The organism is Methylobacterium sp. AMS5, assembly GCF_001542815.1.
Lineage (GTDB): Bacteria > Pseudomonadota > Alphaproteobacteria > Rhizobiales > Beijerinckiaceae > Methylobacterium.
In genome coordinates, this window is sequence record NZ_CP006992.1 from 5,165,476 (window position 1) to 5,192,457 (window position 26,982).

29 protein-coding genes and 1 other RNA gene are annotated in these 26,982 nt (G+C 68.8%); 9 read left to right on the forward strand and 21 right to left on the reverse strand.

Annotation, left to right across the window (positions count from 1 at the left end; all coding sequences use genetic code 11):
• Nucleotides 1-41 precede the first annotated feature (41 nt).
• The 5 genes from Y590_RS22980 to ligA form a co-directional block, all read right to left on the reverse strand.
• On the reverse strand, nt 42-1,919 hold the full coding sequence (locus Y590_RS22980; RefSeq protein ID WP_060771890.1) for a peptidoglycan D,D-transpeptidase FtsI family protein: 1,878 nt from the start codon (nt 1,917-1,919) through the stop codon (nt 42-44).
• 7 nt (nt 1,920-1,926) lie between these two features.
• A complete protein-coding gene (gene ftsL / locus Y590_RS22985) occupies nt 1,927-2,358 on the reverse strand; it encodes a cell division protein FtsL (protein ID WP_060771891.1) in 432 nt (143 codons plus the stop codon).
• Nucleotides 2,355-3,410: a 16S rRNA (cytosine(1402)-N(4))-methyltransferase RsmH gene (rsmH, locus tag Y590_RS22990; RefSeq protein ID WP_060772424.1), complete on the reverse strand. Its 1,056-nt coding sequence runs from the start codon at nt 3,408-3,410 to the stop codon at nt 2,355-2,357. The genes ftsL and rsmH overlap by 4 nt, the downstream gene beginning before the upstream one ends.
• A gap of 450 nt (nt 3,411-3,860) precedes the next feature.
• Nucleotides 3,861-4,267: RNase P RNA component class A (gene rnpB, locus Y590_RS22995), an RNA gene on the reverse strand.
• 54 nt (nt 4,268-4,321) lie between these two features.
• Nucleotides 4,322-6,766 (reverse strand): NAD-dependent DNA ligase LigA, encoded by a 2,445-nt coding sequence (gene ligA / locus Y590_RS23000; protein WP_060771892.1) that lies wholly within the window; start codon nt 6,764-6,766, stop codon nt 4,322-4,324.
• A gap of 115 nt (nt 6,767-6,881) precedes the next feature.
• On the opposite strand from ligA, the gene Y590_RS23005 reads away from it, so the two are divergent.
• The 3 genes from Y590_RS23005 to Y590_RS23015 all read left to right on the forward strand — a co-directional run bounded on the left by Y590_RS23005 (nt 6,882) and on the right by Y590_RS23015 (nt 8,902).
• Nucleotides 6,882-7,202: a hypothetical protein gene (locus Y590_RS23005; RefSeq protein ID WP_060772425.1), complete on the forward strand. Its 321-nt coding sequence runs from the start codon at nt 6,882-6,884 to the stop codon at nt 7,200-7,202.
• A gap of 43 nt (nt 7,203-7,245) precedes the next feature.
• On the forward strand, nt 7,246-7,812 hold the full coding sequence (locus Y590_RS23010) for a Uma2 family endonuclease (protein WP_060771893.1): 567 nt from the start codon (nt 7,246-7,248) through the stop codon (nt 7,810-7,812).
• A gap of 76 nt (nt 7,813-7,888) precedes the next feature.
• Nucleotides 7,889-8,902, forward strand: a complete 1,014-nt coding sequence (locus tag Y590_RS23015) for an adenosine kinase (RefSeq protein WP_060771894.1) — start codon at nt 7,889-7,891, stop codon at nt 8,900-8,902.
• A 53-nt stretch (nt 8,903-8,955) separates the two neighbouring features.
• Here Y590_RS23015 and Y590_RS23020 read toward each other — a convergent pair whose 3' ends face one another.
• Nucleotides 8,956-9,375, reverse strand: a complete 420-nt coding sequence (locus Y590_RS23020) for an FKBP-type peptidyl-prolyl cis-trans isomerase (protein ID WP_060771895.1) — start codon at nt 9,373-9,375, stop codon at nt 8,956-8,958.
• Between the two features lie 82 nt (nt 9,376-9,457).
• A complete protein-coding gene (locus Y590_RS23025; RefSeq protein ID WP_060771896.1) occupies nt 9,458-9,952 on the reverse strand; it encodes a hypothetical protein in 495 nt (164 codons plus the stop codon).
• 344 nt (nt 9,953-10,296) lie between these two features.
• Between Y590_RS23025 and Y590_RS23030 the strand changes: the two genes are divergently transcribed.
• Nucleotides 10,297-11,466 (forward strand): CaiB/BaiF CoA transferase family protein, encoded by a 1,170-nt coding sequence (locus Y590_RS23030; protein WP_060771897.1) that lies wholly within the window; start codon nt 10,297-10,299, stop codon nt 11,464-11,466.
• A gap of 23 nt (nt 11,467-11,489) precedes the next feature.
• Entirely contained in the window at nt 11,490-12,314 is an 825-nt protein-coding gene (locus Y590_RS23035) for an enoyl-CoA hydratase/isomerase family protein (protein ID WP_060771898.1), read from the forward strand.
• A gap of 16 nt (nt 12,315-12,330) precedes the next feature.
• Here Y590_RS23035 and Y590_RS23040 read toward each other — a convergent pair whose 3' ends face one another.
• The gene (locus tag Y590_RS23040) at nt 12,331-13,023 is read right to left on the reverse strand and encodes a GntR family transcriptional regulator (RefSeq protein WP_060771899.1); all 693 of its coding nucleotides are present in this window, start codon (nt 13,021-13,023) and stop codon (nt 12,331-12,333) included.
• Nucleotides 13,024-13,287: 264 nt separating this feature from the next.
• Between Y590_RS23040 and Y590_RS23045 the strand changes: the two genes are divergently transcribed.
• Nucleotides 13,288-14,331 carry a threonine aldolase family protein gene (locus tag Y590_RS23045; protein WP_060771900.1) on the forward strand — a complete coding sequence of 348 codons (1,044 nt, stop codon included), beginning with the start codon at nt 13,288-13,290 and terminating at the stop codon, nt 14,329-14,331.
• A gap of 101 nt (nt 14,332-14,432) precedes the next feature.
• Here Y590_RS23045 and Y590_RS23050 read toward each other — a convergent pair whose 3' ends face one another.
• The 5 genes from Y590_RS23050 to Y590_RS23070 all read right to left on the reverse strand — a co-directional run bounded on the left by Y590_RS23050 (nt 14,433) and on the right by Y590_RS23070 (nt 18,800).
• Nucleotides 14,433-14,978, reverse strand: a complete 546-nt coding sequence (locus Y590_RS23050; RefSeq protein WP_060771901.1) for a DUF4142 domain-containing protein — start codon at nt 14,976-14,978, stop codon at nt 14,433-14,435.
• An 84-nt stretch (nt 14,979-15,062) separates the two neighbouring features.
• Complete coding sequence (locus tag Y590_RS23055) at nt 15,063-16,190, reverse strand: carboxylate-amine ligase (RefSeq protein WP_060771902.1); 1,128 nt, start codon at nt 16,188-16,190, stop codon at nt 15,063-15,065.
• A gap of 69 nt (nt 16,191-16,259) precedes the next feature.
• Nucleotides 16,260-16,619 carry a hypothetical protein gene (locus Y590_RS23060; protein ID WP_144440042.1) on the reverse strand — a complete coding sequence of 120 codons (360 nt, stop codon included), beginning with the start codon at nt 16,617-16,619 and terminating at the stop codon, nt 16,260-16,262.
• Nucleotides 16,620-16,626: 7 nt separating this feature from the next.
• Entirely contained in the window at nt 16,627-18,288 is a 1,662-nt protein-coding gene (locus Y590_RS23065; protein ID WP_060771903.1) for a S10 family peptidase, read from the reverse strand.
• A gap of 59 nt (nt 18,289-18,347) precedes the next feature.
• Nucleotides 18,348-18,800, reverse strand: coding sequence for a DNA polymerase III subunit chi (locus tag Y590_RS23070; RefSeq protein WP_060771904.1), 453 nt, complete (start codon nt 18,798-18,800; stop codon nt 18,348-18,350).
• 161 nt (nt 18,801-18,961) lie between these two features.
• Here Y590_RS23070 and Y590_RS23075 point away from each other — a divergent pair, with 161 nt between their 5' ends.
• A complete protein-coding gene (locus Y590_RS23075) occupies nt 18,962-19,255 on the forward strand; it encodes a hypothetical protein (protein ID WP_060771905.1) in 294 nt (97 codons plus the stop codon).
• A gap of 70 nt (nt 19,256-19,325) precedes the next feature.
• Here Y590_RS23075 and Y590_RS23080 read toward each other — a convergent pair whose 3' ends face one another.
• The 6 genes from Y590_RS23080 to secG form a co-directional block, all read right to left on the reverse strand.
• Nucleotides 19,326-20,489 (reverse strand): glutathionylspermidine synthase family protein, encoded by a 1,164-nt coding sequence (locus Y590_RS23080; RefSeq protein WP_060771906.1) that lies wholly within the window; start codon nt 20,487-20,489, stop codon nt 19,326-19,328.
• Nucleotides 20,489-21,121: a DUF1190 domain-containing protein gene (locus Y590_RS23085; RefSeq protein ID WP_060771907.1), complete on the reverse strand. Its 633-nt coding sequence runs from the start codon at nt 21,119-21,121 to the stop codon at nt 20,489-20,491. Before Y590_RS23085 ends, Y590_RS23080 begins: the two co-directional genes overlap by 1 nt.
• Before the next feature lie 4 nt (nt 21,122-21,125).
• Nucleotides 21,126-21,527: a DUF350 domain-containing protein gene (locus tag Y590_RS23090; RefSeq protein ID WP_060771908.1), complete on the reverse strand. Its 402-nt coding sequence runs from the start codon at nt 21,525-21,527 to the stop codon at nt 21,126-21,128.
• Nucleotides 21,528-21,529: 2 nt separating this feature from the next.
• Nucleotides 21,530-22,057 carry a hypothetical protein gene (locus Y590_RS26705; protein ID WP_144440043.1) on the reverse strand — a complete coding sequence of 176 codons (528 nt, stop codon included), beginning with the start codon at nt 22,055-22,057 and terminating at the stop codon, nt 21,530-21,532.
• Nucleotides 22,058-22,225: 168 nt separating this feature from the next.
• A complete protein-coding gene (pyrG, locus tag Y590_RS23095) occupies nt 22,226-23,854 on the reverse strand; it encodes a CTP synthase (RefSeq protein ID WP_060771909.1) in 1,629 nt (542 codons plus the stop codon).
• A gap of 190 nt (nt 23,855-24,044) precedes the next feature.
• On the reverse strand, nt 24,045-24,512 hold the full coding sequence (gene secG / locus Y590_RS23100; protein ID WP_060771910.1) for a preprotein translocase subunit SecG: 468 nt from the start codon (nt 24,510-24,512) through the stop codon (nt 24,045-24,047).
• Between the two features lie 287 nt (nt 24,513-24,799).
• On the opposite strand from secG, the gene Y590_RS23105 reads away from it, so the two are divergent.
• Both Y590_RS23105 and Y590_RS23110 read left to right on the forward strand, forming a co-directional pair.
• Complete coding sequence (locus Y590_RS23105) at nt 24,800-25,081, forward strand: hypothetical protein (RefSeq protein ID WP_060771911.1); 282 nt, start codon at nt 24,800-24,802, stop codon at nt 25,079-25,081.
• Between the two features lie 2 nt (nt 25,082-25,083).
• A complete protein-coding gene (locus tag Y590_RS23110; protein ID WP_060771912.1) occupies nt 25,084-25,575 on the forward strand; it encodes an isochorismatase family protein in 492 nt (163 codons plus the stop codon).
• A gap of 101 nt (nt 25,576-25,676) precedes the next feature.
• Here Y590_RS23110 and Y590_RS23115 read toward each other — a convergent pair whose 3' ends face one another.
• On the reverse strand, nt 25,677-26,189 hold the full coding sequence (locus tag Y590_RS23115) for a Tsi3 family protein (RefSeq protein WP_286161813.1): 513 nt from the start codon (nt 26,187-26,189) through the stop codon (nt 25,677-25,679).
• A complete protein-coding gene (gene tpiA, locus Y590_RS23120; protein WP_060771913.1) occupies nt 26,186-26,950 on the reverse strand; it encodes a triose-phosphate isomerase in 765 nt (254 codons plus the stop codon). The genes Y590_RS23115 and tpiA overlap by 4 nt, the downstream gene beginning before the upstream one ends.
• Nucleotides 26,951-26,982 lie beyond the last annotated feature (32 nt).

The following is a 26,982-nucleotide window of genomic DNA, read 5'->3' on the forward strand; positions in this document are numbered from 1 at the left end:
AAGCGTCCGTGCGGGTCAGGCCGACCGGGTACAGGCTGCCGTCACTGCCCGTCCACCATGGTCGCATGGTAGGCGCCGAGCTTTACCATCAGCGGGAACGGCTTCACCGGCGGATCGAAGCGCGGTGCCAGCCCGAGGATCGGCGCGGCCCGCTCGATGATCTTGCCCGTCACCGTGCCGGAATTGTAGGCGGCCGTGGCGTAGCCGCCGGTCTCGGGCAGGCCCTGCGGCTCGTCCATGATCGTCAGGAACAGGTATTTCGGCTTGTCCATGGGGGCCGCCGCCATGAACGTCGTGAACAGGCGGTTCTTGGCGTAGCGCCCGTTGATGACCTTCTCCGCCGTGCCGGTCTTGCCGCCGACGTAGTAGAGCGGGATCGACGCCTTCTTGGCCGAGCCCTCGACGGCGTTGAGGCGCATGATGAAGCGCATCGCCTCGCTGGCCTCCGGCTTCATCACGTGGCTGGCCTTGCCCCGCGCGGTCGGCTCGTCGGTCTTCAGGAAGGTCGGCGTCATCAGGTCGCCGCCGTTGATGATCGCGGCCACCGCCGCCGCCGCCTGGATCGGCGCCACCGCGATGCCGTGGCCGAAGGCGATGGTGATGGTGTTGATCTCGGCCCAGCGCGGCGGAAGGATCGGCGCGGCCGATTCCGGCAGCTCGGTCCGCATCCGGTCGAGCAGGCCCATCTTCTTGAGGAAGGCGCGGTGGCCGGGCACGCCGACGCCCAGCGCCATCTTGGCCGAGCCGATGTTGGAAGAGTGGGTGAACACCTCCGGCATCGTCAGCACGCGCCCGGTGGCGTGGTAGTCGTGAATCTTCTGACGGCCCCAGTGCAGCACGCCGCCGCGGGTGTCGAAGGTGGAGTTGACGTTGTACTTGCCGGAATCCAGCGCCATGGCGAGCGTCATCGCCTTGAAGGTCGAGCCCATCTCGTAGACGCCGACATTCATCCGGTTGATGCGGTCGTCCGAGAGCGCGTCCTTCGGCTCGTTCGGGTCGAAATCCGGATAGGAGGCGAGCGCGACGACCTCGCCGGTGGTCACGTCGAGGATCATCGAGGCGCCGGCCTTGGCCTTGAACTTCTCCACGCCCTTCACGAGCTCGTCGCGCAGGGCGAACTGGGCGCGCAGGTCGAGGGAGAGCTGGATCGGCGAGAGGTCGGTCTGCTTGGCGACGAGGCCGAACTCGTTGAGCGCCTTGTTGCCGCGGTTGTCGATGTACTTTTCGATGCCGGCGATGCCGATATTGTCTAGGTTCGTCGCGCCGATGACATGCGCGGCCGCGACCCCGTTCGGGTAGACGCGCTTGTGGTCGGGCAGGAAGCCGACGCCGGGGATGCCGAGGCGGTGGACTTCGAGCTGCTGCTTCGGCGTGATCTCGCGCTTGATCCAGACGAAGCCCTTCTTCGAGGACAGCTTGGCGCGCAGCTCCGCCGCGTTCAGCTCGGGCAGCACCGCGGTCAGCAGTTCGACCGCCTCGTCGGTGTCGAAGGTGCGCACCATCCGCTTCGGCTCGGCGAAGACCGAGACGGTGCGGATGTCGGTGGCCAGGATCTCGCCGTTGCGGTCGATGATGTCCGGGCGGATCGTGGTGGTGGCGGCGGCCGCCACCCGGTGCTCGTCGCTGTTGCTCGCAGGCGTCGCCGCCATCACGATCAGCCGCACGCTGATGGTGACGAACACCGCCGTGAAGGCGAGGCCGACCAGTGCCACGCGGGCATGCGAGCGCTCGATGGCGAGACGGAACATGATCCGGGTGAGCCGCGTCAGCGCCGAGACCGGCGGCTCGCTCGCCACCACCCGGTCCGCACCCGGCTCCGGCACGGCGGCGTCAGTCGCGCGCGCGTCCGGCTGCGCGTGCTGCAGGCCCAGTGACGGACCTTCCTGCGACGGATCTTCCTGGGAAGGATCGTGGGACACGGGGACGCTACCTCGAAACCGCGGGCGGGCGGGTGGAGACGGTGCGGGTGGTGACGGAGCCGGTGGTGCGCGGCTCGTCGCGGGCGCTCCCCGGCCTGTCCGTCGGGGTCACGGTCGGAGTCGCCGTGGAGGCGAGCAGGCGGCCGATCTCGTCGCCGCGGTCGGGCCGGTTCGGCAGGTCGGAGAGCCGGGCGAGATGCCCGTTGCCGATCGGCTCCAGGGTGAGATGCCGCTCGACCGCCGCCTGGAGCCGGTCCGGGCGGGTGAGAAGCTGCCATTCGGCGCGCAGCACGGCGATGGCCTGCCGCTCCTTGTGCAGGCCGGTCTTCAGCTTGGAGACCTGACCCGCCTGATAGAGCGTGTCGTACTTGGTCGAGTAGGCGTAGACCGCCGAGCAGATCAGCCCGACGATCGCCAGCACGTTGAGAAGCCGGATCACCGCCGTGGCCCTCGTCCCTGTGGAGCCGGCAGGCTCGCCAGCGTTTCGATGGCGCTCAGAGGCGGCGGCGCGGGTGCGTCGGTCCGCTCGCCGGCGCGTAGCTTGGCCGAACGCGACCGTGGGTTGACGTCCGTTTCCGATTCCGAGGGCAGCACCGGACCCTTGGTCACCAGCTTGAAGCTCTTGGGTGCCGGCCGCTCCACGCCCGGGACGTGCCGGGAGGCTTGCGCCGCCCGGCCGCTGCGGGCCGAGAAGAACTGCTTGACGATGCGGTCCTCCAGCGAATGGAACGTCACCACCGCGAGCCGGCCGCCGGGCTTGAGCACCCGCTCGGCGGCGTGCAGGCCGCGCACCAGTTCGCCGAGTTCGTCGTTCACCGCGATGCGCAGGCCCTGGAAGCTGCGCGTCGCCGGGTGGATCGGGCTGCCGGGCTCGGGCCGGACCACGCTCGCCACGAGGTCGGCGAGTTGCGCCGTGGTCTCGATCGGAGCGCGGCGCCGCGCCTCGACGATGGCACGGGCCACCGCCCGCGAGCGGCGCTCCTCGCCGAAATAGTAGAGGATGTCGGCGAGCGTGGTCTCCTCCTCGCCGTTCACGAGATCGGCCGCCGAGGGCCCCTCCCCGCCCATGCGCATGTCGAGCGGCCCGTCCTGCCGGAACGAGAACCCGCGCTGCGCCTCGTCGATCTGCATTGAGGACACGCCGATATCGAGCACGACCCAGTCGGCCTGCGCCTCGTCCTGATCGGTGATGAGCGTGTCGAGATCGCCGAACCGGCCCTGGACCAGCCGCAGGCGGCCCCCGGAGGCATTCACGAGATCCGCTCCGCCCCGGATCGCGGTGGGATCGCGATCGATGGCGATCACGCGCACCTCCGGCCCGGCATCGAGCAGCGCGCGGGTGTAGCCGCCCGCTCCGAAGGTGCCGTCCACGGCCAGGCCCGGCCGGTCGAGGGAGAGCGCGGCGAGGACCTCGGCGAGCAGGACGGGAACGTGGCGAGCCTGCTCGCCCTTCGGCAACTCGGCTCTCGGCGTACGCGGCGCCCGGCTCATCGGCATCGCCCCACGGCGCTCTCGCGGAATCCGTAGAGAGCTCGGGCGCCACCCGGCGGGGGATGCATCATGGGAGCCTGCTGAATGGACGGACCGCAGGGCGGCCCGAGATGTGGCGACGCCGATCCGCGAGCGGCTCCGGCCATGCGCGCGCAGTCCCGCGAGGCAACCTGAGCGAGTGTTGGCCGATCCAGAACAGGGCGTCAACGGGATGGCGCGGGGTAACATGGGCCCTCGAAACGCGTCAACGAGCTTGACCATGCAGGCAGCTCTGATCTGACCGTATCAAGGTTAACCGAGCGTCAATGATCGGGATGTTTTCTTGACGTTTACCAAGCGGCGCCATGGCAACTCACGCCCCCGGCGGTGGATGCGCTGCGGCGGAATTCCCGAAACTCGGGAAGCACTTGCGCCAACGGGCGCGGGAGCGCGCGCGTCGGTTGGATCGGGTGGATCAGCCGGCCTGTAAGCCGGGTTCTGTAGGGCCCGTGAGACGAACTCACGGACGTGGCAGCCATTCCTCTGGGACGTCCGTTACCGGCCGCCTCGAGCAACCAACCCGGGCGACGAGCCTGGAGAGAGGGCCTGCCCTCCCCTCGCGGGGAGCGGCGTGTCGCCCCTATTCGGTTTTGCTCCCGGTGGGGTTTGCCGTGCCGTCCGCGTTGCCGCGTCCGCGGTGCGCTCTTACCGCACCCTTTCACCCTGACCTTGCGAAGGACGAGCCTTCAGCAAGGCGGTCTACTCTCTGTGGCACTGTCCCTGGGGTCGCCCCCGCCGGAGGTTATCCGGCACCGCCTCTCCATGGAGCCCGGACTTTCCTCCCCGTCTGACGACGGAGCGGCTGCCCGGCCGGCTGATCCGGGGCACGGATTGCGCCGTGGGGGGCGCGGGGTCAAGGCTCGGGGGAAACTTTACGCCTCCGCCAGCATCGCCAGCCAATCGTCCTCCGAGACCACCTTCACCCCGTGACGCTCGGCGTCCTTGAGCTTCGAGCCGGCGCCGGGGCCGGCGACCACGAGGTCGGTCTTAGCCGAGACCGAGCCGGAGACCTTGGCGCCCAGGCGCTCGGCGGTGGCCTTGGCCTCGCTGCGGGTCATCTTTTCGAGGGTGCCGGTGAACACCACCGTCTTGCCGGCGAACGCCGCCGCCGAGGTCGTGGCCGCAAGCGGCTCGGTTCCCACCTCTTCGAGCAGCGCCCGCACCGCCGCATCGTTATGCGGCTCGGAGAAGAACTGGATCAGCGAGTCCGTCGCCACGGGGCCAATCTCGCCGTCGTCTGCGAATAGCCGGTAGGCGTCGCCGGGCCGCTGGGAGGCCGCCCGCTCCAGCGCCGCGTCGGCCCTGTCCTCGCTGCCGTAATGGGCCAGCACCGCCTCGCGCTGGGATGGCGCGAGCCGCCCCCGCAGGCGGGCGCCGAGGCTGAGGTCCTGCATCGCCTCGCCGGGCAGTGGATCGAGGGTCTCGAACAGCCGGTCGCGGGTGCCGGGTCCGATCCGCGGGAGCGCCGAGAGCTCGAGCCAGTCCTGGCCCGCCTGCTCCCGCGTCGCCGCCGCGAGGGCCGCCCTCAGAGCGGGCATGTCGGGAAAGCGCTTGGCCAGCGCCTTGGCCGTCGATTCGCCGATCTGCGGGATGCCGAGGGCGAACAGGAAGCGGTTGAGCGGGATTTTTCGGCGGGCGTCGAGCGAGGCAAGCAGGTTCTTGATCGCCTTGTCCTCCTCCTCACCCTTCTTCTTGGTCGGTTTCTTCGGCGCCGGCTCGCCCTCGGTGCGGCGCTGCGCGGACAGCGCTTCGCGCCGGGCGACGATCGCCGCCTTCAGGGGCTCGAACTCCAGCCGGAACAGGTCGGCGGGCTGCTTCACGAGACCGGCCTCGAACAGCACCTCGATATAGGTCTGGCCGAACCCTTCGAGGTCGAAGCCGTTGCGCGAGACGAAGTGCTTCAGCCGCTCGAGCCCCTGCGCCGGGCAGATCAGCCCGCCGGTGCAACGGCGGATCGCGTCGAGCTTTTTCGTACGCGGGTTGAGTTCACGCACGGCCCGGCTGCCGCAGGCCGGGCAGGTGTCCGGGAAGACGTAGGGCACCGCATCGGCCGGGCGCTTGTCGAGCACCACGTCCCGCACCTTCGGGATGACGTCGCCCGCGCGCACCACGATCACGGTGTCGCCGACGCGGATGTCGCGACCCTCGCGGATCGGCTCGCCGTCGGCGCCCACGCCCTGCACGTAGCCCTCGTTGTGCAGCGTCGCATTCGAGACCACCACGCCGCCGACGGTGACGGGCTTGAGCCGCGCGAGCGGGTTGAGCGAGCCGGTTCGGCCGACATTGATGTCGATGGCGAGGAGTTCGGTGATCGCCTCCTGCGCCGCGAATTTGTGTGCCAACGCCCAGCGCGGCGCGCGGCTGACGAAGCCGAGTCGGCGCTGGAAGCCGAGGTCGTCCACTTTGTAGACGACGCCGTCGATGTCGTAGCCGAGACCCGCCCGCTCCGCCTCGATGGCGCGGTAATGCGCGATCATCTCTTCGGCCGAGCGGCACAGCTTGGTCCGCGGGTTCACCGGCAAGCCCCAGCCGTGGAACCGCTCCAACACCGCCGATTGCGTGTCGGCGAAGGGCTCGGAGACCTCGCCCCAGGCATAGGCGAAGAAGCGCAAGGGGCGCGAGGCGGTGATCGCCGGATCGAGCTGGCGCAGCGACCCGGCCGCAGCGTTGCGCGGATTGGCGAAGAGTGGCTTGCCCGCCGCCTCCTGGCGCGCGTTGATGGCCGCGAAATCGGCGTGCGACAGGTAGACCTCGCCGCGCACCTCCAGCACGTCGGGAATGCCCTCGCCGGAGAGCGTTTCCGGGATGTCGTCCACCGTCAGCGCGTTGGCGGTGACGTTCTCGCCGACCTCGCCGTCGCCCCGCGTCGCCGCGGTGACGAGCCGGCCCGCCTCGTAACGCAGCGACAGCGACAGCCCGTCGATCTTCGGCTCCGCGGTGAAGGCGACCGCCGCCTCGGCCGGGAGGTTCAGGAAGCGGCGCACGCGGGCGACGAACTCCTCGACGTCCTCGTCGGCGAAGGCGTTGCCGAGCGACAGCATCGGCACCGCGTGGCGGACCTTGGCGAATTTCTCCGAAGGCTTGGCGCCGACGCCCGCGCTCGCCTCGGTGGTGCCGGTCAGCGCGGGGAAATGCGCCTCGATCGCCTCCAGCTCCTGGCGCAGGGCATCGTAATCCGCGTCCGTGAGTTCGGGCGCGTCCTCGTTGTAGTAGAGATCGTTTGCCCGCTCGATCGCCCGCGACAGCTCGGCATGGCGCGCCTGGGCGGCTTCCTCGCTGAGGGCTTCGACGGCGGCGGAAAGGGGCGTGCGCGGCATGAGCCGCGTTTACCGCATCTCGCACGACGGTGCGTTAACGCTCGCGGTTTCACGACCCCATTCCCGCCACAACTCGACCGTCACAACCCTCGAGACGACGGCGCGGGAACGGATCATGGCAGGACGCATCATCACGGCATTGGCGCTGGCCGGTCTCGCGGGCCCGGCGCTGGCCGCCCCTTGCACGCCGCCGACGCCCCCGCCGGCGGAGGCGCGGCCGGAAAAGCCGAAGCTTCCCGAAAAGCCCGCCTGCCTCGACAAGAAGGACGGCTGCCCCGGCTGGGAGGCCTACAGCTACAACGACGCGATCAAGGCCTACAACGCTCAGGCGCAGGCTTTCCAAGCGATCGCAGGCGCTTACGTCCAGAAGCTCAACGCCTACGTCAAGGCGAGTTCGGACTATGCGCAATGCGAGGTGAAGGCGTTGCAGCAGTAGACGCGCCTTCGCGGGCACGGACAATGGTGATAGGCTCAGTCCTATGAGCGTGCAGCCCAAGACCGGGCCGACAGCCCGCATGAATGTCGATGAGTTCCTGGCCTGGGCCGAGGGCCAGCCGGGACGGTACGAACTCGTCGATGGCGAGGTGTTTGCCATGTCGCCGGAGCGCATCCGGCACGCTGAAACCAAGCTCGCGACCTATCAAGCACTTGGGATGGCGATCCGCGCCGCCAATCTTCCGTGTCGCGTTCTTCCCGACGGCGTTGCCGTGCGGATCGATGCATCCGCGAGCTTCGAGCCTGACGCTCTCGTCTATTGCGGAGAGCGCCTCAATCCGAATTCGACCACAGTCCCTGAGCCGATTGTCATCGTCGAAGTCATCTCACCGAGCACGCGGCACGTCGACACCGGCACAAAGCTCATGGGCTACTTCCGCCTGCCGAGCCTGTGCCACTACCTCATCCTCGACACCGAGCGGCGCACGGTGATCCACCACCGCCGCAGCACCGGCGACCTGATCGAGACGCGCATCGCCGCTTCGGGCGATCTCGTGCTCGATCCGCCCGGCCTCAGGCTCGCCGTGGCGAGTCTGTTCGCGGAGCCTTGAGACGGCCTTTGCTTGACGCTTGCCGAGCGGGGTGCGACAGGCCCGGCCCATCTGTCACGCGAGACCGGACGGCCCGATGTCCCAATCCCTCGACCTCCTCGTCCTCGGCAACGCCATCGTCGATCTCATCGCCCATGCCGAGGAGGATTTCCTCGTCAAGCAGGGCGTCACGAAGGGCGCGATGCAACTCGTCGACGAGCCGCGGGCCGAGAGCCTCTTCGAGGTGATGGGTCCGGCGACCGTCGTCTCCGGCGGCTCGGGCGCCAACACCGCCGTCGGCGCGGCTTTGCTCGGGGCCAAGACCGGCTTCGTCGGAAAGGTGCACGAGGACGAACTCGGCCGGCTGTTCAGCCACGATCTGAAGGCGACGGGCGTGCGCTTCGACGTGCCGCCGGCGACGGAAGGGCCGACCACCGCCCGCTGCTTCATCCTGGTGACGCCCGACGGCGAGCGCACCATGAATACCTATCTCGGCGCCTGCCAGGGCCTCTCCCCCGACGACGTGGACGAGGCGACCGTGCGCTCGGCCCGCGTCACCTATCTCGAAGGCTATCTGTGGGATCCGCCGGCCGCCAAGGACGCGTTCCGCAAGGCGGTGAAGGTCGCCCATTCGGCCGGTAACGCCGTGGCGCTGACCCTGTCGGACGCGTTCTGCGTCGGCCGCTACCGCGAGGAATTCCTCGATCTGATCCGCAACGGCAGCATCGACATCCTGTTCGCCAATATCGGCGAGCTGCAGAGCCTCTACCAGACCGACGATCCGGACGCCGCCGTCGCGGCCCTGCGCGAGGAGCGCGGCGGGCAGGGCACGCACCTGCTCGGCCTCGTCACCCGCTCGGCCAAGGGCGCGCTGGTGGTGCGCGGCGGCGAGGTGCGGGCGGTGGATGCCTTCCCGGTGCGCGAGGTGATCGACACCACCGGCGCCGGTGACCTGTTCGCGGCGGGCTTCCTGGCCGGCTACACCCGCGGCATCGACTACGTGTCGTCGGCCCGTCTCGGTGCGCTCGCGGCGGCCGAGGTCATCGAGCATATCGGCGCCCGGCCGCAGCGCGATCTGCTGGCGCTGGCGCGCGAGCACAAGCTCATCTGAGGCCGTTGCCTGCGGGATCCGGCGCCCTCGGGGGCGCCGGACGCGTTTCGCGATCAGCGCGAGCCGATCAGCTCGACGTCGAAGATGAGCGTGGCGTTCGGCGGGATCACGCCGCCGGCGCCGCGGGCGCCGTAGCCGAGATCCGGCGGAATCGTCAGGATGCGGCGGCCGCCGGCCTTCATCGTGGCGACGCCCTCGTCCCAGCCGCGGATCACCTGGCCCGCGCCGATGGTGAACGAGAAGGGCTGGCCGCGATCACGCGACGAATCGAACTTCTTGCCCCGCTTGCCGCCGCCCTCGTCGAGCCAGCCGGTATAGTGGACGGTGACCTGCTGGCCGGTCTTCGGCTCGGCGCCGGTGCCGACCACTTCGTCGGTGTAGCTGAGGCCCGAGGGCAGCGTGACGGGCTGGGCGGAAGCGGCACTGGTCATGGCGAGGGCGATGGCTCCGGCTAGGGGAAAGATCGAGCGCATGAATCTCGTCTCGGCGCGTCGTCGCTGACGACGGGGCGCGCGGGTTAACACGCGCCCGGCCGCAAGGCTAATAGCGGGAAGGCTAATAGCGGGCCCGGATGGCCTCGCGCTCCGTCGCCGGGCAGGCGCCGGCCTGCGGGCCGACTACCAGATCGCCCTGGCGCGGGTTGTTGAGGGCGAGCGGTCCCGTATCCTTCCGGCCGATGAAGCCGCCGCCGAGCTGCTCCTCGAAGAAGCCGCCGCCGAGCTGCTCCTCGAAGAAGCCGTCGCCGAAGCGGATATAGCAGCGGTCGATGATCGCCACCGTGTCGTAGCTCGCCCGGTAGGCGGCCTGCTCCGGCAGGGCGCCCGGGCCACAGGTCAACGCCACGTCGATGCGGCCGGAGTGATGGTACTGGATCGTCTGCGAGCGGTTCGGCCGCACCGCGACCCAGGGGCCGCCGTCGCGGCTGACGAGGGCGATGTAGCCGGATTTGTTGATGATGCGGCGGGCGCAGGACGCCTCCGCCGGAGCGATGCTCGCTGCCGTCACGGCGAGGGCCGCCGCAAGTCCCAGTGCCGTGCTCAACCTGCGCATCGATCCCTCCGCTCCACAAGGCCGGCCAGGGAGACGCTCCGACGGCCACGCTTTCGCCGACAACCGAGAGCCGGCCCGCGCGTTCCATCGCGGGCGTCGAACAGACTCGCCGTTTTGCTTACGCCCGGCCAATCGCATTCAAAACTGGTTGCCTCTCCGGTGATCGAGCCCGTAAAATCGATACAAAATACGGATGATCGCCGGCCCCTCGCGCGGTTCCATCGCCGCAAGAGAGGGGCCGCTGGCATTCCAAGGGAGGATTGATGTGATGGGCTGTCGGCAAGCGTTCGATTCACCTTCTGCGTGTGGCCCGACCGGGCGGCGGCACGACTGAGGCGGGGCCGATGATGGACGCCGCGAAGTCCGGTCCTCTGGCCGGCGTGAAGGTCATCGAACTCGCCCACATCATGGCCGGACCGGTCTGCGGGCTGATGCTCGGCGACATGGGCGCCGAGGTCATCAAGATCGAGGGCGAGAGCGCCGCCTACATGATGATGAACCGCGGCGAGCGCGGGATCGCCCTCGACCTCAAGAGCGCGGACGGCAAGGCGGTGTTGCGGCGTCTGCTCGAAGATGCCGATGTGCTGATCGAGAATTACCGCGCCGGCACGATGGAGCGCCTCGGCCTCGGCTACGACGTTCTCGCCCAAGAGTTTCCGGGCCTGGTCTACTGCTCGCTCTCGGGCTTCGGCCGTTCGGGGCCCTATGCCGAGCGCGCGGGCTTCGATCTCGTGGCACAGGGCATGAGCGGCCTGATGAGCATCACCGGCGAGGGGCCGGGCCGGCCGCCGATGAAGTGCGGCCCGCCGGTGACCGATATCACCGCCGGCATCCTGGCGGCGATGGGTGTGCTGGCCGCCCATGTCCACAAGCTGAAGACCGGCCAGGGTCAGGTCGTCGATACCTCGCTGTTCGAGGCCGGCATCACCCTGACCTACTGGCAATCGGCCATCGCCATGGCGACCGGCGTCGCACCGGGGCCGATGGGTTCGGCCCATCCGCTGAACGCGCCCTACGAGGCGTTCGAGACGGCAGATGGCTGGATCACCATCGGCGCGGCCAACCAGACCAACTGGCTGCGCCTGCTCGCGGTGCTCGGGGCCGAGGATCTCGCCGCCGATTCGCGCTTCTCGGCCAACCGCGACCGCATGGCGAACCGTGCGGCGCTGGCCCAGGTGCTGGCCCCGCATTTCCGCACCGCGCCCTCCGCCGATTGGCTCGCGCGTCTGGAGGCCGGTGGCGTGCCGGCCGGACCCGTGCTCGACGTACTCGCGATGCAGGCCGACCCGCAGGCCCGCGCCCGCGAGATGGTGGTCGAGGTCGAGCACGCCCGCGCCGGGCGGATGAGCACGCTCGGCCTGCCGGTCAAATTCTCGGCGACGCCGGGGCGGGTGCACGGCCCCGCGCCGCTGCTGGGCGAACACAGCCGCGCCATCCTCGCCCAAGCCGGCTATGACGGGGCGGCGATCGACGATCTGATCGCCCGGGGCATCGTGCGCGAGACGACGGCCTGAGATGCTTGACGAGGAGCCGCTCCATGAACGCTGACGCCGAGACCGCTTCGACCGACGAACTGCTCTTCGCAGTGGATGCGGCGGGCATCGCCCGCATCACCCTCAACCGGCCGAAGGCGCGCAACGCGCTGACCTTTGCGATGTATCGCGGGCTGGTGGAGCTGTGCGAGCGGATCGAGGCGGACCACGCGATCAAGGCGGTGATCATCACCGGCGCCGGGGACAAGGCGTTCGCGGCGGGCACCGACATCGCCCAGTTCCGCAGCTTCAGCAAACCGGAAGACGCGCTCGGCTACGAGCGCTTCATGGATCGGGTGCTCGGCGGCCTGGAACGCCTGCGGGTGCCGACCATCGCGGCGATCGCGGGAGCCTGCACCGGCGGCGGCGCGGCCATCGCTGCGGCCTGCGACATGCGCATCGCCAGTCGCGACGCCCGCTTCGGCATCCCCATCGCCCGCACGCTCGGCAATTGCCTCTCGCAGAACACCCTGAGACGGCTGGCGAATCTCATCGGCGCGCCGCGCGTGAAGGACATCCTGTTCACCGCCCGGCTCGTCGAGGCGCAGGAGGCGCTGGCGATCGGCCTCGTCAACGAGGTGGTCGAGGATGCCGCGGCCGTCGCGGCCCGAGCGGATGCGCTGGCCATCCTGCTCGCGAGCCACGCGCCACTCACTCTCCAGGCCACCAAGGAAGGCCTGCGCCGCATCGGCGAGGAGGGCGCCGCGGAGACTGCCGAGGGCGAGCGGCCCGGCGACGACCTGATCGTGATGACCTATATGAGCGAGGACTTCCGAGAGGGCATGGAAGCCTTTCTCGGCAAGCGCCCGCCGAACTTCAAAGGGCGTTGAACCTGCGGCGTCCGCTTCAGCGGGGCGGCGCCTCCGTCCCCTCTTCGCCGTAGATCGCCGCAATCACCGGCTTCTTGGAGCGGATATGCCGACGCATCAGCCCGGCAAGTTCCTCGCCCTGACGGGCGCGGAGCAGCGGAATCATGCGCTCGTGCTCCTCGACCGCCTGGGCCCACTGCGCCTCGGTCTGGTGGGCACTGTAGCGGGAGCGTTGAATCCGGCCGGTGAGACCCAGATACAGGCTGCGCAACTTGGTGTTGCGGCTCGCGAGCATGATCGCTTCGTGGATCTCACGATTCAGACGGAAGTAGCTCGCCTCGTCGCGCGCCTGCCACGCCGCCATCATCGCCTGATGCTTCGCCTCGATCTCCGCCAGTTCCGCGTCGGTGATCGTTCGGCAGGCGAGGTCGCAGGCGGTCGCTTCGAGCCCGGCAATGACCTCGATCATCTCTTCCAACTCGTCGGGTGAAATGCTGGCGACCCGGGCGCCGCGATTAGGCAGCAGCTCCAGAAGTCCTTCGGTCGCCAGAATCTTGATCGCCTCGCGCAACGGCGTGCGCGAAATTCCGAACCGCTCGGTCAACTCGCTCTCGTTGACGCGCGCACGCGGCTCGAGTTCGCCTTCGTTGATCAATTCACGCATCCGGTCCGCCACCTCGTCGTGAAGGTAGCGACGGCTGATCCCGATACTGGGCTCAATTCTATTCATCGAGCTCTCAAAGAATTTTAAATGCGAAACTACGCGTCGCAATTTCTAGACTTGCGGCTACCGCCTGTCGAGATACGCGGCCGTTCCCAGCTTCGTGAGCCACATGGAAAGTTCCGCGTTTGCGAAAGGCGACCATCGCGACGTCACGCGGGACGGCTTGCGGGGAATTGAATTTTTCATGCATTCAGGGGCGCCGCGGGAGCCCCTTGCAACAGAGCGTGGCGGCGAGACCGAGCGGACGGGCTTGCAAGGAAGGGATGCGCCATGATCGATCTGTTCAGCGACACCCAGACGCGCCCGACGCCGGGCATGCGCGATGCGATGGCACGGGCCGAGGTTGGCGACGAGCAGTCGAACTCCGATCCGACCACCAATGCGCTGTGCGAACGTGTGGCGGAGATGCTCGGTCAGGAGGCGGCCGTGTTCATGCCGTCGGGCACGATGTGCAACCTCGCCTCGATCCTGGTGCATTGCCGACCAGGCGACGAGATCATCGTCGACGACCAGTCCCACATCTACAACACCGAGGCCGCCGGCTCCGCCGCGATCGGCGGCGTCTCGGTGAAGGCCCTGCCGACGCGGGTCGGGCTGTTCACCCTGGCCCAGGTCGAGGCGGCGATCCGGGTTCCGCAGCGCACGGCGCCGCGCTCGCGGCTGGTCTCGATCGAGCAGACCACGAGCTTTTCCGGCGGGACGGTCTGGGATATCGCCGCGATGCGCCTGATCCGCGACTACGCCCAGGCGCGCGGCCTCAAGGCGCATATCGACGGGGCGCGCCTGCTCAACGCGGTGGTCGCCAGCGGCCTCTCGGCAGCGGAGTATGCGGCCGGCTTCGACAGTGTCTGGATCGATCTCAGCAAGGGTCTCGGTTGCCCGGTCGGGGCGGTGCTGTCCGGCACGCGGGATTTCATCGACCAAGCGTGGCAGTGGAAGTACCGGCTCGGCGGCGCGATGCGCCAGTCGGGCGTGCTGGCGGCGGCGGGGCTCTACGCCCTCGACCACCACATGACCCAGCTTGCCGAGGACAACGCCAATGCCGGCCGGCTGCACCGGGCGATCGCCGACGTGCCGGGCCTGGCCTTCGACCCGACGGCGGGGCAGTCGAACATCCTGTGCTTCACGGTGGAGGCCCTGGGCATCACCGCCTCGACCTTCGCGAGCGCCTGTCTGGAGGACGGGGTGCGGGTGCGGGCGATCGGAGCCCATCAGATTCGTGCAACCGCCAATCTCGACGTCGATCGCGCGGGCATCGACCGGGCGGCCGACGTGATCCGCGCGAAGGCCGCGGCGTTCATGCAAAGGGTTTGATGGTCGGGGGCCGAGCGCCTGTTTTCATCCCGACCCCTCACCCTGAAGTGCCGCCGGCCGGGCGGCGCTCACCGAAGAGCACCGCCCGAAAGCGCAAAAAACTACTTCTTGTTGTCGAGGTCCTGAGCCATCTTCAGGTGCTCGTCGAGATGCGGCTTCGTCTTGATGGCGAAGGCCTTGAGGGCCGCGTTGTCGCCGCCCTCGGCGTAGCGCTTGTAGAGGTCGGTGGCGTTCTTGTGCGCCGTCACCTGATCGTCGTGATACTGCTTCGTGAAGTCGCCGCCGCTCAGGCTCTTGAGCTTGTCGAGCTTGCTCTGGTGGCTCGAATCCAGGGCGGTCGGAAGGTTGAGCTTCATGTCGCCGGTCTGGACGACGGATTTCAGCTCGTCCGAGGTCTTCTTATGGTCCTCGATCATTTTCTTGGCGAAGGCTTTGGTCTTCTCATCGGCCTTCTCCAAAGCGAGCTTGCTCGACTGATCCTCGAACATGTCGCTGATGACGGCTTGCGTGACGAAGTCCTGAGCCGTGGGGGCGACGCCGATCAGCGAGTTCACGCCGGTCTTCTCGCCGACCGATTGCGCATGGGCCGGCATCCCCGCCGCGCCCAGCAGGAGCAGGCAGGCGGCGGCGGTGAGTGTCGTTCTCATGGAGATACTCCTCGGACAAAATCGGACCTGTCGGAGCAACCGGAGCGGGCGTTCGATGTTCCTGGCGGAGCCGGAGGGGCTCCGTCACGCCTCGCAGTTGGCGGTCTCGCGGGCGAGCCAGTCGATGACAGCGGACAGCGCCTTGCGCTCGCTGCCGCCCGCGGCGAGCGAGGCCTCGTAGACCCGGATCTGCCCGTCCGCGCTGGAGCCGCATTCGGTGATGGTGAGGGCGTGCGCGACCTGGGCGTTGCAGCCCAAGGCCGCGGCATCCTCCGCCACGAGGTCGAGCAGGCGCTCGACGAGGCGGCCCACCGGCACCGCCTCCTCCGCCGCCTCATCGATCAGGGCGGCGTGAACGCCGTCGCGCTGCGCCCGCCACAGGTTCTCCATGACGAAGCCGCGCGAGGCGCCCGTCGGCCGGGCGTTCAGTTCCGGCCGGCGCACGCAGAGCCGCACGAGGCATCGGTAGAGCGCAGCGATGGCCAGCGTGTCCTTGAGCCGGGTGCAACTGTCGGCGACCCGCAATTCGAGCGTCGGGTAGCGGATCGACGGGCGGATGTGCCACCAGAAATAGGTCGCGTCCTCCACCGCGCCCGCCCGCGTCATCACCCGCACGTAGCGCTCGAAATCGTCGGCCCCGTCGAACAGTTCCGGCAGGCCGGTGCGCGGCAGTTCGGCATAGGCCCGCAGGCGATAGCCGGCGAGCCCGGTGCGGTGGCGCTCGTAGAAGGGCGAGGACGTGGAGAGCGCGAGCAGCACCGGCAGGAACGGCATCAGCCGGTTGATCAAGTCGATGCGCCGGTCGGGCTCGGGCACCTCGACATGGACGTGCAGGCCGCTGACGATGGAGCGCCGGCCCACCATCTGCAGCGTCTCGATCATCTTGCGGTAGCGGACCTTGGCGGTCTCGCGCTGGTCGGTCCAGATCGCCGTCGGGTGGGTGCCGGCGGCGAAGACCTTCAGGCCGTGCTCGCGGCCGATGCCGCACAGGCCGGTGCGGAGCTTGGCCAGGGCCTCGTGGGTCTCGGCAAAGCTCGCCGAGGGTTTGGAGCAGATTTCGGCCTGGCTCTCCAGCATCTCGCGCTCGACGCCCGCCAGCCGGCTCCGCGCTGCCTTGTGGAAGGCCGAGACCGACTCGCTGGGCGCCGCCCGGGTCCGGCTGCTGGCCAGGAACAGCTCTTCCTCGATCCCGAACCGGTACGCGTGTGCCATCGCTCGTCCCACCTTCCGGGCCCGACCCGGTCCGGATGGAAGCAAGCGAGGGCCCAATTGGTTCGTGCGTTAACGAACGATCCGATCGAGGCGGTTGTTCACGAAGAAATACAGCTCCTTGGCGCCGGGCTCGGTGTAGAGCACCTGCACCTCACGACCGGAGCGGCCTTCGCCGACCAGCACGTCGGTGGGCGGGCGCCCCTTGAGCCGCACGAGGTCGCATTCGCCGATTCCGGTTTCGATGGCGGCGGCCGTGCCCGGCGCCGGGCCGGTGCAGGCGCCGTTGCCATCGAGCACGGGGCCGAGCGCAGCCGCCGGCGACGCCGGGAGGGCGGGCAGCACCGCGCTCGGGGACGGCGGCGGCGGGATCGGTTCGCGGCGCTCGGCGGTGTTGCAGCCCGCCAGAAAAACGGCGGGCAAAACTCCCAAAGAATCCTCAAGGCGTCGGTCTCTTCTCCGGCATGGTCGCGCCCGACGCGCCTCCGCCCTTCGCGCTCCCGTCGGAGCGGGTTTCCAGCGCTCGGGCGAACAGGTCGGCGGCGTCGTCGTGGAAGGCGTTGCGCGAATCCGGCCGCGTGTAGAACATGTGGCCGCCGGGATAAACCGAGAGCTTGAGGCGGTCGGGCGAGCCGTAGACCGGCATCTGGTCCAGCAGCATCTTCGAGGTGAAGTAGGGCGTCACGAGGTCTGTGAAGCCGTGGGCGACGAGCACCCGCATCCGCCCGTCGAGCGCCAGCGCGTCCTTCAGGGCCCCCATGGCTTCCGGCGCCGAGCGGCCCGAGCCCCAGCTCCAGCCACGGTTGACCGCGCCGTTGAGCAACTCGTAGCGCATGTTCTCGACGCGCCAGTTCAAGCGGCCCTGATAGAGCTGCACCATGGCGGTGGTGAGCGGCGCCTGCAGCGCGTCGAGCACCGGATCCTCGAAGTTCGATTGCGGCGCGGTCGGGTCCGGGTCCCAGCCGGTCACGCCGGTGTCGTAGGCCGAGGCGACGCGGCCGGCGTCCCGCCCGATCTCGCGCTGGTAGCTGTGGGCGGTGAGCCGCCCGGCCTGACGCCGTGCGGTCTCCGGATCGAGGCCGGTCAGCGCCGAAACCTTCTCGGCGAGCCGCGCCACCGCCTCCCGGTCGGACGGGCCTTTCAGGAGATCGGTGAGATAGGCACCGGACGCGTAGGTCTCGGCCTCCTTCATGAGTTCGCGGCTGGGCGTCGTGCCCGCGCGCTCCAGCGCCGCGGCGGCAAACGACGGGAGTTTGGTCACGAAGCCCCACGGCGTCGTGCGGGGCGGCTGCAGCCACGCGAAGTCGAGCACGGGGGAGAGCAGCACGAGGCCCGAGAGGCCGACGCCGACATCCTGCTGCAGCTTCTGCGCAATCAGCGGTCCGCGGAAACCGCCATAGCTCTCGCCGACGAAGAATTTCGGCGAAGCGAGACGGTCGTTCTGGCGCAGATAGCGGGCGATGGAAGCGGCCAGCACCGAGGCATCCGCATCGACGCTCCAGTACTTCTTGCCGTCGCCGTCCGCCGCGCGGCTGTAGCCGGTGCCGACGGGATCGATGAAGACGAGATCGGTGAAGTCGAGCCAGGTCGCCGGGTTCGGCTGAAGCGCGATCGTCTGCGACGGGCTGATCGAGGGGCCGTCGGTCGGCAGCCGCCAGGGGCCGATCGCACCGATGTTGAGATAGGCCGAGGCCGCGCCCGGCCCGCCATTGACGCCGAAGGTGATCGGCCGGGAGGCGGTCTCCTCCGGCTTGCCCGCCTTGGTGTATGCGATGAAAGCGATCTCGGACTGAAGCTTGCCCTCCTCGTCCACGAGAGCGAGGCTGCCGGCGGTGGCGGTGAAGGCGAGCGCACGGCCGTTCGGACCGTCGATGCTGTGCTCGGTGGTCGCGTCCGGCGGCAGGCGGCGGCCTTCGGGCGCCTTGCGCGACGGTGCCTGCCCCGGTGCCTTCCCCTGTGCTTGGCCGGGGCCCTCGCCCTGCGCCGGGCCGTGCTGGGCGAGCACCGGCACCGGCCCCAATCCCACGGCGAGGGAGAGGAAGCCGGCAAGGCAGAGCCGGGCCGTTCCGGCACGGGGGGAGAGGGAGAAGGCTTGCGTCATCGGTCTCTCGCGATCCTCGGCCGGTTGGTCGCGCCCCGCCGTCGGACGGGGCGCGGGTCTCATGCCTTCTTGGTCCAGCGCCCGCCCTCGTCCTGCTGCCAGTAGGCGATGGCGTGGCCAGCGGCCTTGGCGCCGCGCCATTGCTCGCGGGCGTGGAGCAGCGCGTCGGTGTCGGTGCCGTCGAACAGGATGCAGATCCGCTGGTAGCTCTCCGCATCCTCCGGCAATTCCGCGCCCTCCACGAGGAAGCGGATCGAGGCACCGTTGGGGTTGGTCTCGCGCAGGGTCAGCACCACGGGCTGGCTCGCCGCGTCCTGATCACGGTCCGTGCCGTGGGGCAGGAAGCTCTCGTCGGTATAGGTCCAGAGGCCGTCGTCGAGCGCCTGAAGCCGCTCCTCGCTCACCGCCTGGATGGCCGCCTGCCAGCCGCGCTCCAGCGACTTCTCGACGAGGCTGGGCAGCACCTTTTCGAGGGGCTGGCGCTGGAGGTGGTAGAACAGGATCTCGGTCACGGCATCGCACCATATAGGGTCCGGCGCTCCTAAGGCAGTGCGGACGTGGCGTCGCGGCCGCCGGCCCCACGGATGGCGCGACGGCTGAGGAAATTCGCGCTGAACCATGCCGTCGGCGGCGGGTTCGCTGTCCACACACGATATCAGGGAAGGAAAGAGCCATGCCGACCAAGATGATCGCGCTCGCTGCCGCGATGACCCTCGCCGTCTCCGGGGCGGCCTTCGCCCAGTCGAGCACCGGCAAGGGCGGCACCGGCGGCACCACGGACAGCGCCAGCCCGGTGCGGAACAACTCCGGCAACAGCATGCGGCCGACGAATGGCAGCGCCGCAGGTGCCACCACCGGCTCGACCGGCACCATGGCCCCCGGCGCCGCGACCGGCAACGCGCCGGGCGGCACCATGGGCGGTGGCGCGGGCAGCGCCGGCGGCGGCAACAGCGCCGCGGGTCGCTAACGAGAGTTGCCGCTCACGAAAGCGCAAGCGAGGGGCCGGAGCCGATCCGGCCCCTTTTTCTGGCCCGGCGTCAGCCCGGTTCGATCAGGTGCGGCACGAACAGCGCGCCGTCGCCGGTGATCGGGCCGTCGGATTCGCGGATGCAGAGACCGGCCGGCGCATCCCCGACGATCCAGGCGCCGAGGAGCGGGCGGCGGCCCTCGAAGCACGGCAGCTCGGCCAGACCCTGGCGGATGAAGCCGTCCGCACCGTAAGGCCCGTCCGCCCCGGCGATGCGGGCCCCATCGGAAAAGATTTCGACATTGGCGCCCTCCCGCGAGAGCAGCGGCTTGCGCACATAGGCGCCGCCCAGGCTCGCACAGGCGGGATCGGCCTCGAAGAAGGCCGGCAGCAGGTTCGGGTGGCCGGGCTCGCGGGCCCAGAGATGGGCGAGCAGACCCTTGTTGGAGAGCACCATCTTCCACGGCGGCTCGAGGAACCGCGTCGGCGAGGCCGCGACCGCCAAGCCGAACGCGTCCCGGAACGCCCATTCCCAGGGGTAGAGCTTGAACAGGGCCGCGAAGGGTCGCTCGTCCGGTCCGCAGAAGGCGCCGTCCGCGCGCAGGCCGATCTGCGCGAGGTCGAGCAAGATCGTCGTGCAGCCGGCCTGGACCGCGCAATCCTGAAGGTAGCAGGCGGTGCCCAGGTCCTCCGGGCCGCTCGTGTCGGCGGCGAAGGCGATGAGGCCGGGCGGCGCGATCTCGGACAGGCGGGCGATCAGCCGCTCGTGCAGAGCGTTGAACTGGTCGCTGCCCGCGGGCAGGCGCCCTTCCGTCAGCCCTTGTTCGAGCCAGAGCCACTGGAACACGGCGGTTTCGTAGAGGGCGGTCGGCGTGTCGGCGTTGTATTCGAGGAGCTTGGCCGGCCCGGTCCCACCGTAGGAGAAGTCGAGGCGGCCGTAGAGACTCGGATCGCCCCGGCGCCAACTCGCCCGCACCGTGTCCCAGACCGGTTCGGGGATGGCGAGCGAGGCGAGGATGCGCTCGTCCGCCACCGCCTCGGCCGCGAAGTCGAGGCAGAGCGCGTGCAGTTCGGCGCTCGGTCCTTCGATGTCGTCTTCGATCTCGGCCAGCGTGAAGGCGTAGGCGTGGGTCTCGTCCCAGTAGGGTTCGCCGTCGATGGTGTGGAAGAAAAAGCCCGCGTCCCCCGCGATCTCCCGCCAGCCGGGCCGCTCTCCGCAGGCGATGCGGCGCATCAGGTCCCGCCGAAGGAGGAGACGCTGCGCCCGCTGCTGCCGAAGCCGCCGAACTTCGTCGCCTGCGTAGCGGCGGGCTTGAGCGTCGCCGAGGAGGCATGGCCTCCGCTTCCGGTGAAGACCTTGCCGCCTGAGCCGGTGCAGTAACTTCCATGATGACCGCCGTGACCCTCGCGGTGCTCGTAGACCGGTTCGGGTGTCACCCAATCCGACGCCCGGCGACCGAGGAGGAAGCCCGCCATACGGGGGACGAAGTGCGGCGGCGCATCCGGGTCCGGCAGGCAGTGCGACGAGCCGTGGTGCTCCTCGCACTCTGCCGGAGAGCCGTAATGTGGCGCGGTCGAGGGATAGGCCGCGCGGGCGGTGGCATAGTCGCTGCGGCACTCGTCGGCCGGGCGGATGCCGTCGGCGGCGCAGGCGGTCACGTCCGCGTAGACCAGGACGTCCTTCGACGGCACGGTCCGCTCGAGAGAGCCAAGGCCGAGTGCGGCGAGGCCGGCGCTCGCGACCAGAACCGTCGAGACGGTCTGCGAGCGTTTGCTTGCGCCCCTGTCGCGCGGTGTGACGGCGGGAGCAGGGTCGGTCGGCCTGCGGCGGCCGAATTCGGCCCGGTTCTCGCGGTCGTCCGCCACGGGGTCAGTAGCTCATGCAGGCGGCGTTCACGAGGCCGCCCGCCAGGGACGCGGCCCCGAGCAGGACAGCGGGCGCGGTCTCGCCCTCGTCGATCCGCCGCGACAGGTTCGGCAGCAGCGGCCGCATCAGCCAGTAGATCGCGACCTGCACCACGAGGGCGACGAGCCCCCAGACGATGCAGTCGAGGAGCGAGCCGGCGTAACGCACCGCCGCCGAGAGCGGGATCGAGTAGCCGAGCAGGCTGCCTCCGAGGGCCAGGGACGCCGCGAGGTTGCCCTCGCGCACCAGGGCGATCTCCCGGTGCGCCGTCGCGGTGAGGTAGGTCACGAGGTAGAGGGCGGTGAGGCCGAGGGAGACGAAGAAGTAAGCAATAAAGGCCGGAAGACCAGCGATAGATGTATTCAATCTCAATCCTCGGTGACATTCCAGGTTTTATTCATATATGTAATCTGTATCGAAAGATTAAATATCTTTCCTTTGTCGTGAAGGCTTTTGCGATGATTTGCTGTGGCTGAGACAGCTTTCGAGGCTGCCTCTTTCAATCTATCCTCACGCATGACATTTTTGTCTACGAGATTGAGTGGCTCTCGCTCATCGCTTTGTGGGCGCCCATTTATGCGTCTCATCGTATAAATGAAAGTAGAGAATATTGCATTGGCGACAACCCCCGTTACTACGCCCGCAAAATACGGGTCCGCAATAATTTCGAGGGAGCCATTTCTGAATTCGCGCGCAACGAGAAAGCCATCTCTTTTCTTCGCATTGTTTCCGCTTACGCGCGCTGTAACCTCGCGAGATGTGGCGCGAAATATAGCATCAATATCTTTCAATACCTGGGCGCAATCGCCAAATGACAGAGAGTTCTCAGAAGAAAGGCGGATTTTTATTTCGCCGGCGACCGACTCGAACCTCTTATCAGATGCATAAGCAACCACAGGAACGCCCCCAGACCTGCTTTATGACACTATGGTTACAGTGGCCGCATAGCAAGTCAATAAGGTTGTAACCTTTGAACCTTGAGAGTCTTCGAGGATATGAATTTAAACCTATAAATCGCGTTGACGTCACCGACGGCTGGGTAACAATAGGAGGTAAAGCTCAGATCAGACCAGGCGGCTCTGCTCGATCGCGGCGGCGATGAACCCCTTGAACAGGGGGTGCGGCTCGAACGGGCGCGACTTCAGCTCCGGGTGGAACTGCACGCCGATGAACCACGGATGGCCCACGTGCTCGACGGTCTCGGGCAGGAGCCCGTCCGGCGAGGTTCCGGAGAAACGCAGGCCCTTGGCTTCCAGGCACGCGCGATAGGCCATGTTGACCTCGTAGCGGTGGCGGTGCCGCTCCGAGATCTCGGTGCCGCCGTACATCTGCGCGATCTTGGTGTCCGGATGGAGCGTCGCCTTGTAGGCGCCGAGCCGCATGGTGCCGCCGAGATCGCTCTCGGCCGCGCGCCGCTCCAGCTCGTTGCCGCGCATCCATTCGGTGAGGAGGCCGACCACCGGCTCCTCGGTCGCGCCGAACTCGGTTGAGTTGGCGCCCTCGATCCCGGCGAGCGAGCGCGCGGCCTCGATCACCGCCATCTGCATGCCGAAGCAGATGCCGAAATAGGGGATGTTGCGCTCGCGCGCGTAGCGGGCCGCGCGGATCTTGCCCTCGGCGCCGCGCTGGCCGAAGCCGCCGGGCACGAGGATACCGTGCAGGCCTTCGAGGAAGGGGGCGGGGTCCTCGCGCTCGAATACCTCAGCCTCGATCCATTCGAGGTTGACGCGCACGTTGTTGGCGATCCCGCCGTGGGTCAGCGCCTCGGTGAGCGACTTGTAGGCGTCCTTGAGGCCCGTGTACTTGCCGACGATGGCGATGGTGACCTCGCCCTCGGGGTTGCGCACCCGCTCGAGGATGTCCTGCCAGCGGTCGAGCTTGGGCTGGCTCTCGGGTTCCATCTGGAAATGCGCCAGGATCTCCCGGTCGAGTCCCGCCTCGCGGTAGGAGAGCGGCACGGCGTAGATCGTGTCCACGTCGCGCGCCTCGATGACGGCGCTCTCCCGCACGTTGCAGAACAGGCCGAGCTTGCGCCGCTCGTCTTGCGGGATCGGCCGGTCGCAGCGGCAGAGGAGGATGTCGGGCTGGATGCCGATGGAGCGCAGCTCCTTCACGGAATGCTGCGTCGGCTTGGTCTTCAATTCGCCGGCGGACGGGATGTAGGGCAGCAGCGTGAGGTGCAGGTAGCAGACGCTGCCGCGCGGGCGCTCCTGGCCGATCTGGCGGATCGCCTCGAAGAACGGCAGACCCTCGATGTCGCCGACCGTGCCGCCGATCTCGACCAGCACGAAGTCGTAGTCGTCGTTGCCGTCGAGGACGAACGCCTTGATGGCGTTGGTAACGTGCGGGATCACCTGGATCGTGGCGCCGAGATAGTCGCCCCGCCGCTCCTTGGTGATGATGTCGAGGTAGATCCGCCCCGTGGTGACGTTGTCGGCCCGCGAGGCCGGCAGGCCGGTGAAGCGCTCGTAATGGCCCAGATCGAGGTCGGTCTCGGCGCCGTCGTCGGTGACGAACACCTCGCCGTGCTGCGTCGGGCTCATCGTGCCCGGATCGACGTTGAGATAGGGGTCGAGCTTGCGCAGGCGCACCCGGTAGCCGCGCGCCTGGAGCAGCGCCGCGAGGGCGGCGGAGGCGAGACCCTTGCCGAGGGAGGAAACCACGCCGCCGGTGATGAAGACGTACCGCGTCATGGGCTTTGGTCCATAAAGGGGCTCAAGCGATTCGCCAAACCGCAACGATTGCCGCACCCCGCCGGCCACGCGGGAGGCGGCACGGGGCGAGGCCCCTCATGCCGTTGAGGAATTCGTTTCTCACGTCCCTGCGGCCGATGCGCCGGCCGCAAGGCTCTTATCCGCAGATGATGCGGCTCGACCGCAGCGCTCAGCGCGATTGCGGCGCGTCCGGCGTCGCCGGTGCGGCCGGGGGCGTGTCGGGAGCGGGGGCCGGGGTCGCCGGCTTGGCCGGTGCGTCGGTCGGGACCGAGGCCGGCTGGCCGCCCTGGCTCGGGCTGCCGCTGCGCAGCGTGTCGAGCAGGTTGTCCGCGTTCACCGGCTTGTCGGTCTGCTGCGTCTGGCCCTGCGGCGTCCCGGCCTCGTCGAGGATCGAGCGGGGCGCGGCGCTTCGGTGGGCCAAGATCGCCAGCGCGATGCTGGTGGTGAAGAACAGGGCGGCGAGGATCGCGGTCGCGCGGGTGAGCGCATTCGCCTGGCCGCGGCCGGTCATGAAGCCGGAGACGCCGCCCCCGCCGCCGCCGCCAAGCCCGAGCCCACCCTCCGAGCGCTGCAGCAGCACCACGGCGATCAGCGCCAGCACGATGATGAGATGGACGACGATGAGGACGGTCTGCATAGCGATTCCGGTGCCCGCTCGCGCGGACGCTGTCGGTGTGCCGGACATGGGTCGCGCGCAAAAGCAGCGCGCCCGCGTATCCGCTGCACGAAGTGGGGGCTCCTACACCGTTTGCCCACCCGCGCCAACCGGCCTTCACGCAAGCGGGCGGGACAAACGCCTCGCGCGCCCGATACGAAGGACGAGCCGAGGCATCGGGAACCGCCACGCGCACCTATAGAGACGGCGCGCGGGAAAAACGCCGCAGGAGCATGGTCATAGGGCTACGGCCCGTGCGAGGAGTCGGAATGAGCGATTTTCAGCACGAAGCCGGGCGGTTTGCCGCCTTCATCGACCGCGCCGACCGCGAGGAGATGGAGGCCGTCCAGGGCGACCTCTTGCGGATCGCCCTGGAGCGGCCCGACCCGGTGGGGCGGGCGCAGGCAATGGATGCGCTGCAGGCCGCGCTCTCCGACCGGATCCGGCCGGACGCGATGAGCCCGTTGCAGCAGGCCTTCTACGTCGCGGTGCTCTCGATGATCGAGCGCACCAAAGAGGCGGTGGCGAAGGCACCGGCCCGGGCGGACTGAGCATGGACCCGGCGCGCTCCGTGCGGCGGGACCGGCAGGCCCTCCTCGTCGTCGATGTCCAGGCGAGCTTTCGCGTGGCCGACACGATCGTCGCGGACATCACCGCGCTGAGCCGGACGCTGCACACGGTCGCGACCGTCGAGCGGCACGACGAGGCGGTTACACCGTTCAGGGCGCAGCTCGGCTGGGCGCCGCCGACGGATGAGGAGTCGCTCGTCCCGGCCGACCGGGTTTTCGTCAAGCACGGCTACCTGCCGCCGCCCGCGCTGATCGACCATTTGAGGGCGCTCGACATCGAGCGCGTCCTCGTCTGCGGCGTGCAGACGGAGACTTGCTGCCTTGCCGCCGGCTTCATGCTGTTCGATGCCGGGCTGCGACCGACCCTGCTGCCATGGCTCAGCGTCGGGTCGTCCCTCGACCGTTCGGCCTCGCTCGGGACCGAACTCTGGCGGCATCATTTCGGCAGCGTTCTGAGCGGTCCCGACGCGCTTTAGAGTGCCTCACACAACTCGTGGTCTCTGACCATTATCGCTCTGCGATGACAGCGCGGCGGGCGTTTTGTGAGAGACATTGAGCGGGCCGGCAGGTCGGCGGCTCAGCGTATCTCGGTGCAGCGCGCCGTTGCGAGGGCGGCCCATGCCGGTTCGAAATCCGGCTCGGTGCCATCGTCCCGCTGCACCGAGGCTTCGAGACGGACGACACCGCCCGCACGCTCGGCCTCCGCGACGAGTGTCGTCTCCTCGCCCCCCGATCCCCCGGTCTCGCGTGTCACCCGGTAGCGGACGATCGTCGCACCGAGCGGCCGGCGCTCCGTCAAGACGGCCGCGTCTCGTCCGTGTCCGGGCGTCAGCCTGATCTCGACCACGCTGCGCCGGCCCTCCTGCCCGATCGGCTGCAGGGTGATGTCGCCGCCGCGTAGCTGGGCCGAAAAACCCTTGGGGATCTCGACGGTCAGCCGACATCCGCCCGGCGCCGTGATCGCTGCGCCCTGCGCTGCCGTGACCGCCAGGGGAACGGGGATGGTTCCGATCGCCCAAAGAAGCCGCCGGGCGCCGAGCAGCCCCGGTCGCAGGAGACTGACGGCGTGGCAATGCCGCGAAGGGCTCACCCCTCGTAAGCGCGGCAGATCCCCAAAAAGTCCTCCGCCACGAGGCTGGCGCCGCCGACCAGCGCGCCGTCGACGTTCTCCACCGCCATCAGTTCGCGGGCATTCGAGGGCTTCACCGAGCCGCCGTAGAGGATGCGGATCTTGTGCGCCTCGTCGCCGGCGAGCTTGTCGAGCATCTCGCGCAAGCTGGCATGGACCTCGGCGATCTCCTTGGCCGTCGGCGTGCGGCCCGAGCCGATCGCCCAGACCGGCTCGTAGGCGATCACCGTGTCGGCGCCGGTCGCGCCCTTCGGCAGGCCGATGGCGAGCTGCGCACGCACGATGTCGAGCGCCCGGCCCTGCTCGCGCTCCTCCATGGTCTCGCCGACGCAGATGATGCCGCGCAGGCCGGCGCGGCGGGCGCCCAGCGCCTTGGCGTGGACGCCGTCATCGGTCTCGTAGTGGTAGGCGCGCCGCTCGGAATGGCCGACGATGACGTAGGTGGCGCCGAGATCGGCGAACATCTCCGCCGAGATCGAACCGGTGAAGGCGCCGCTCGGCCGGGCGTGCAGGTTTTGGCCGCCGATGGCGACCACGGAGCCGTAGACCGCCGCCACGCAGGAGGAGATCAGCGTCGCGGGCGGGCAGATCAGTACGTCGATCTTGTCCGCGAGGGCCGGCGAAAGCCCGTCGCGGATCGCCTCGACGGTCGGAACCGAGGAGAGCAGACCGTTCATCTTCCAGTTGCCGGCAACCAGCGGACGGCGTCCCTCGCTTGCCATGGCGTCCTGCTTCTCCGTGTCTCGATGGATGG

What these genes read in the sequence shown, in the direction of transcription:
- secG (WP_060771910.1), bottom strand. Translation starts at nt 24,512, where the DNA reads ATGCAGACCGTCCTCATCGTCGTCCATCTCATCATCGTGCTGGCGCTG.
- Y590_RS23105 (WP_060771911.1), top strand. Translation starts at nt 24,800, where the DNA reads ATGAGCGATTTTCAGCACGAAGCCGGGCGGTTTGCCGCCTTCATCGAC.
- Y590_RS23005 (WP_060772425.1), top strand. Translation starts at nt 6,882, where the DNA reads ATGGCAGGACGCATCATCACGGCATTGGCGCTGGCCGGTCTCGCGGGC.
- pyrG (WP_060771909.1), bottom strand. Translation starts at nt 23,854, where the DNA reads ATGACGCGGTACGTCTTCATCACCGGCGGCGTGGTTTCCTCCCTCGGC.
- Y590_RS23040 (WP_060771899.1), bottom strand. Translation starts at nt 13,023, where the DNA reads ATGAATAGAATTGAGCCCAGTATCGGGATCAGCCGTCGCTACCTTCAC.
- rsmH (WP_060772424.1), bottom strand. Translation starts at nt 3,410, where the DNA reads ATGAGCCGGGCGCCGCGTACGCCGAGAGCCGAGTTGCCGAAGGGCGAG.
- tpiA (WP_060771913.1), bottom strand. Translation starts at nt 26,950, where the DNA reads ATGGCAAGCGAGGGACGCCGTCCGCTGGTTGCCGGCAACTGGAAGATG.
- Y590_RS23110 (WP_060771912.1), top strand. Translation starts at nt 25,084, where the DNA reads ATGGACCCGGCGCGCTCCGTGCGGCGGGACCGGCAGGCCCTCCTCGTC.
- Y590_RS23035 (WP_060771898.1), top strand. Translation starts at nt 11,490, where the DNA reads ATGAACGCTGACGCCGAGACCGCTTCGACCGACGAACTGCTCTTCGCA.
- Y590_RS23020 (WP_060771895.1), bottom strand. Translation starts at nt 9,375, where the DNA reads ATGCGCTCGATCTTTCCCCTAGCCGGAGCCATCGCCCTCGCCATGACC.
- Y590_RS23055 (WP_060771902.1), bottom strand. Translation starts at nt 16,190, where the DNA reads ATGGCACACGCGTACCGGTTCGGGATCGAGGAAGAGCTGTTCCTGGCC.
- Y590_RS23010 (WP_060771893.1), top strand. Translation starts at nt 7,246, where the DNA reads ATGAGCGTGCAGCCCAAGACCGGGCCGACAGCCCGCATGAATGTCGAT.
- Y590_RS23030 (WP_060771897.1), top strand. Translation starts at nt 10,297, where the DNA reads ATGATGGACGCCGCGAAGTCCGGTCCTCTGGCCGGCGTGAAGGTCATC.
- Y590_RS23075 (WP_060771905.1), top strand. Translation starts at nt 18,962, where the DNA reads ATGCCGACCAAGATGATCGCGCTCGCTGCCGCGATGACCCTCGCCGTC.
- Y590_RS23015 (WP_060771894.1), top strand. Translation starts at nt 7,889, where the DNA reads ATGTCCCAATCCCTCGACCTCCTCGTCCTCGGCAACGCCATCGTCGAT.
- Y590_RS23025 (WP_060771896.1), bottom strand. Translation starts at nt 9,952, where the DNA reads ATGCGCAGGTTGAGCACGGCACTGGGACTTGCGGCGGCCCTCGCCGTG.
- Y590_RS23080 (WP_060771906.1), bottom strand. Translation starts at nt 20,489, where the DNA reads ATGCGCCGCATCGCCTGCGGAGAGCGGCCCGGCTGGCGGGAGATCGCG.
- ligA (WP_060771892.1), bottom strand. Translation starts at nt 6,766, where the DNA reads ATGCCGCGCACGCCCCTTTCCGCCGCCGTCGAAGCCCTCAGCGAGGAA.
- Y590_RS23050 (WP_060771901.1), bottom strand. Translation starts at nt 14,978, where the DNA reads ATGAGAACGACACTCACCGCCGCCGCCTGCCTGCTCCTGCTGGGCGCG.
- Y590_RS23065 (WP_060771903.1), bottom strand. Translation starts at nt 18,288, where the DNA reads ATGACGCAAGCCTTCTCCCTCTCCCCCCGTGCCGGAACGGCCCGGCTC.
- Y590_RS23045 (WP_060771900.1), top strand. Translation starts at nt 13,288, where the DNA reads ATGATCGATCTGTTCAGCGACACCCAGACGCGCCCGACGCCGGGCATG.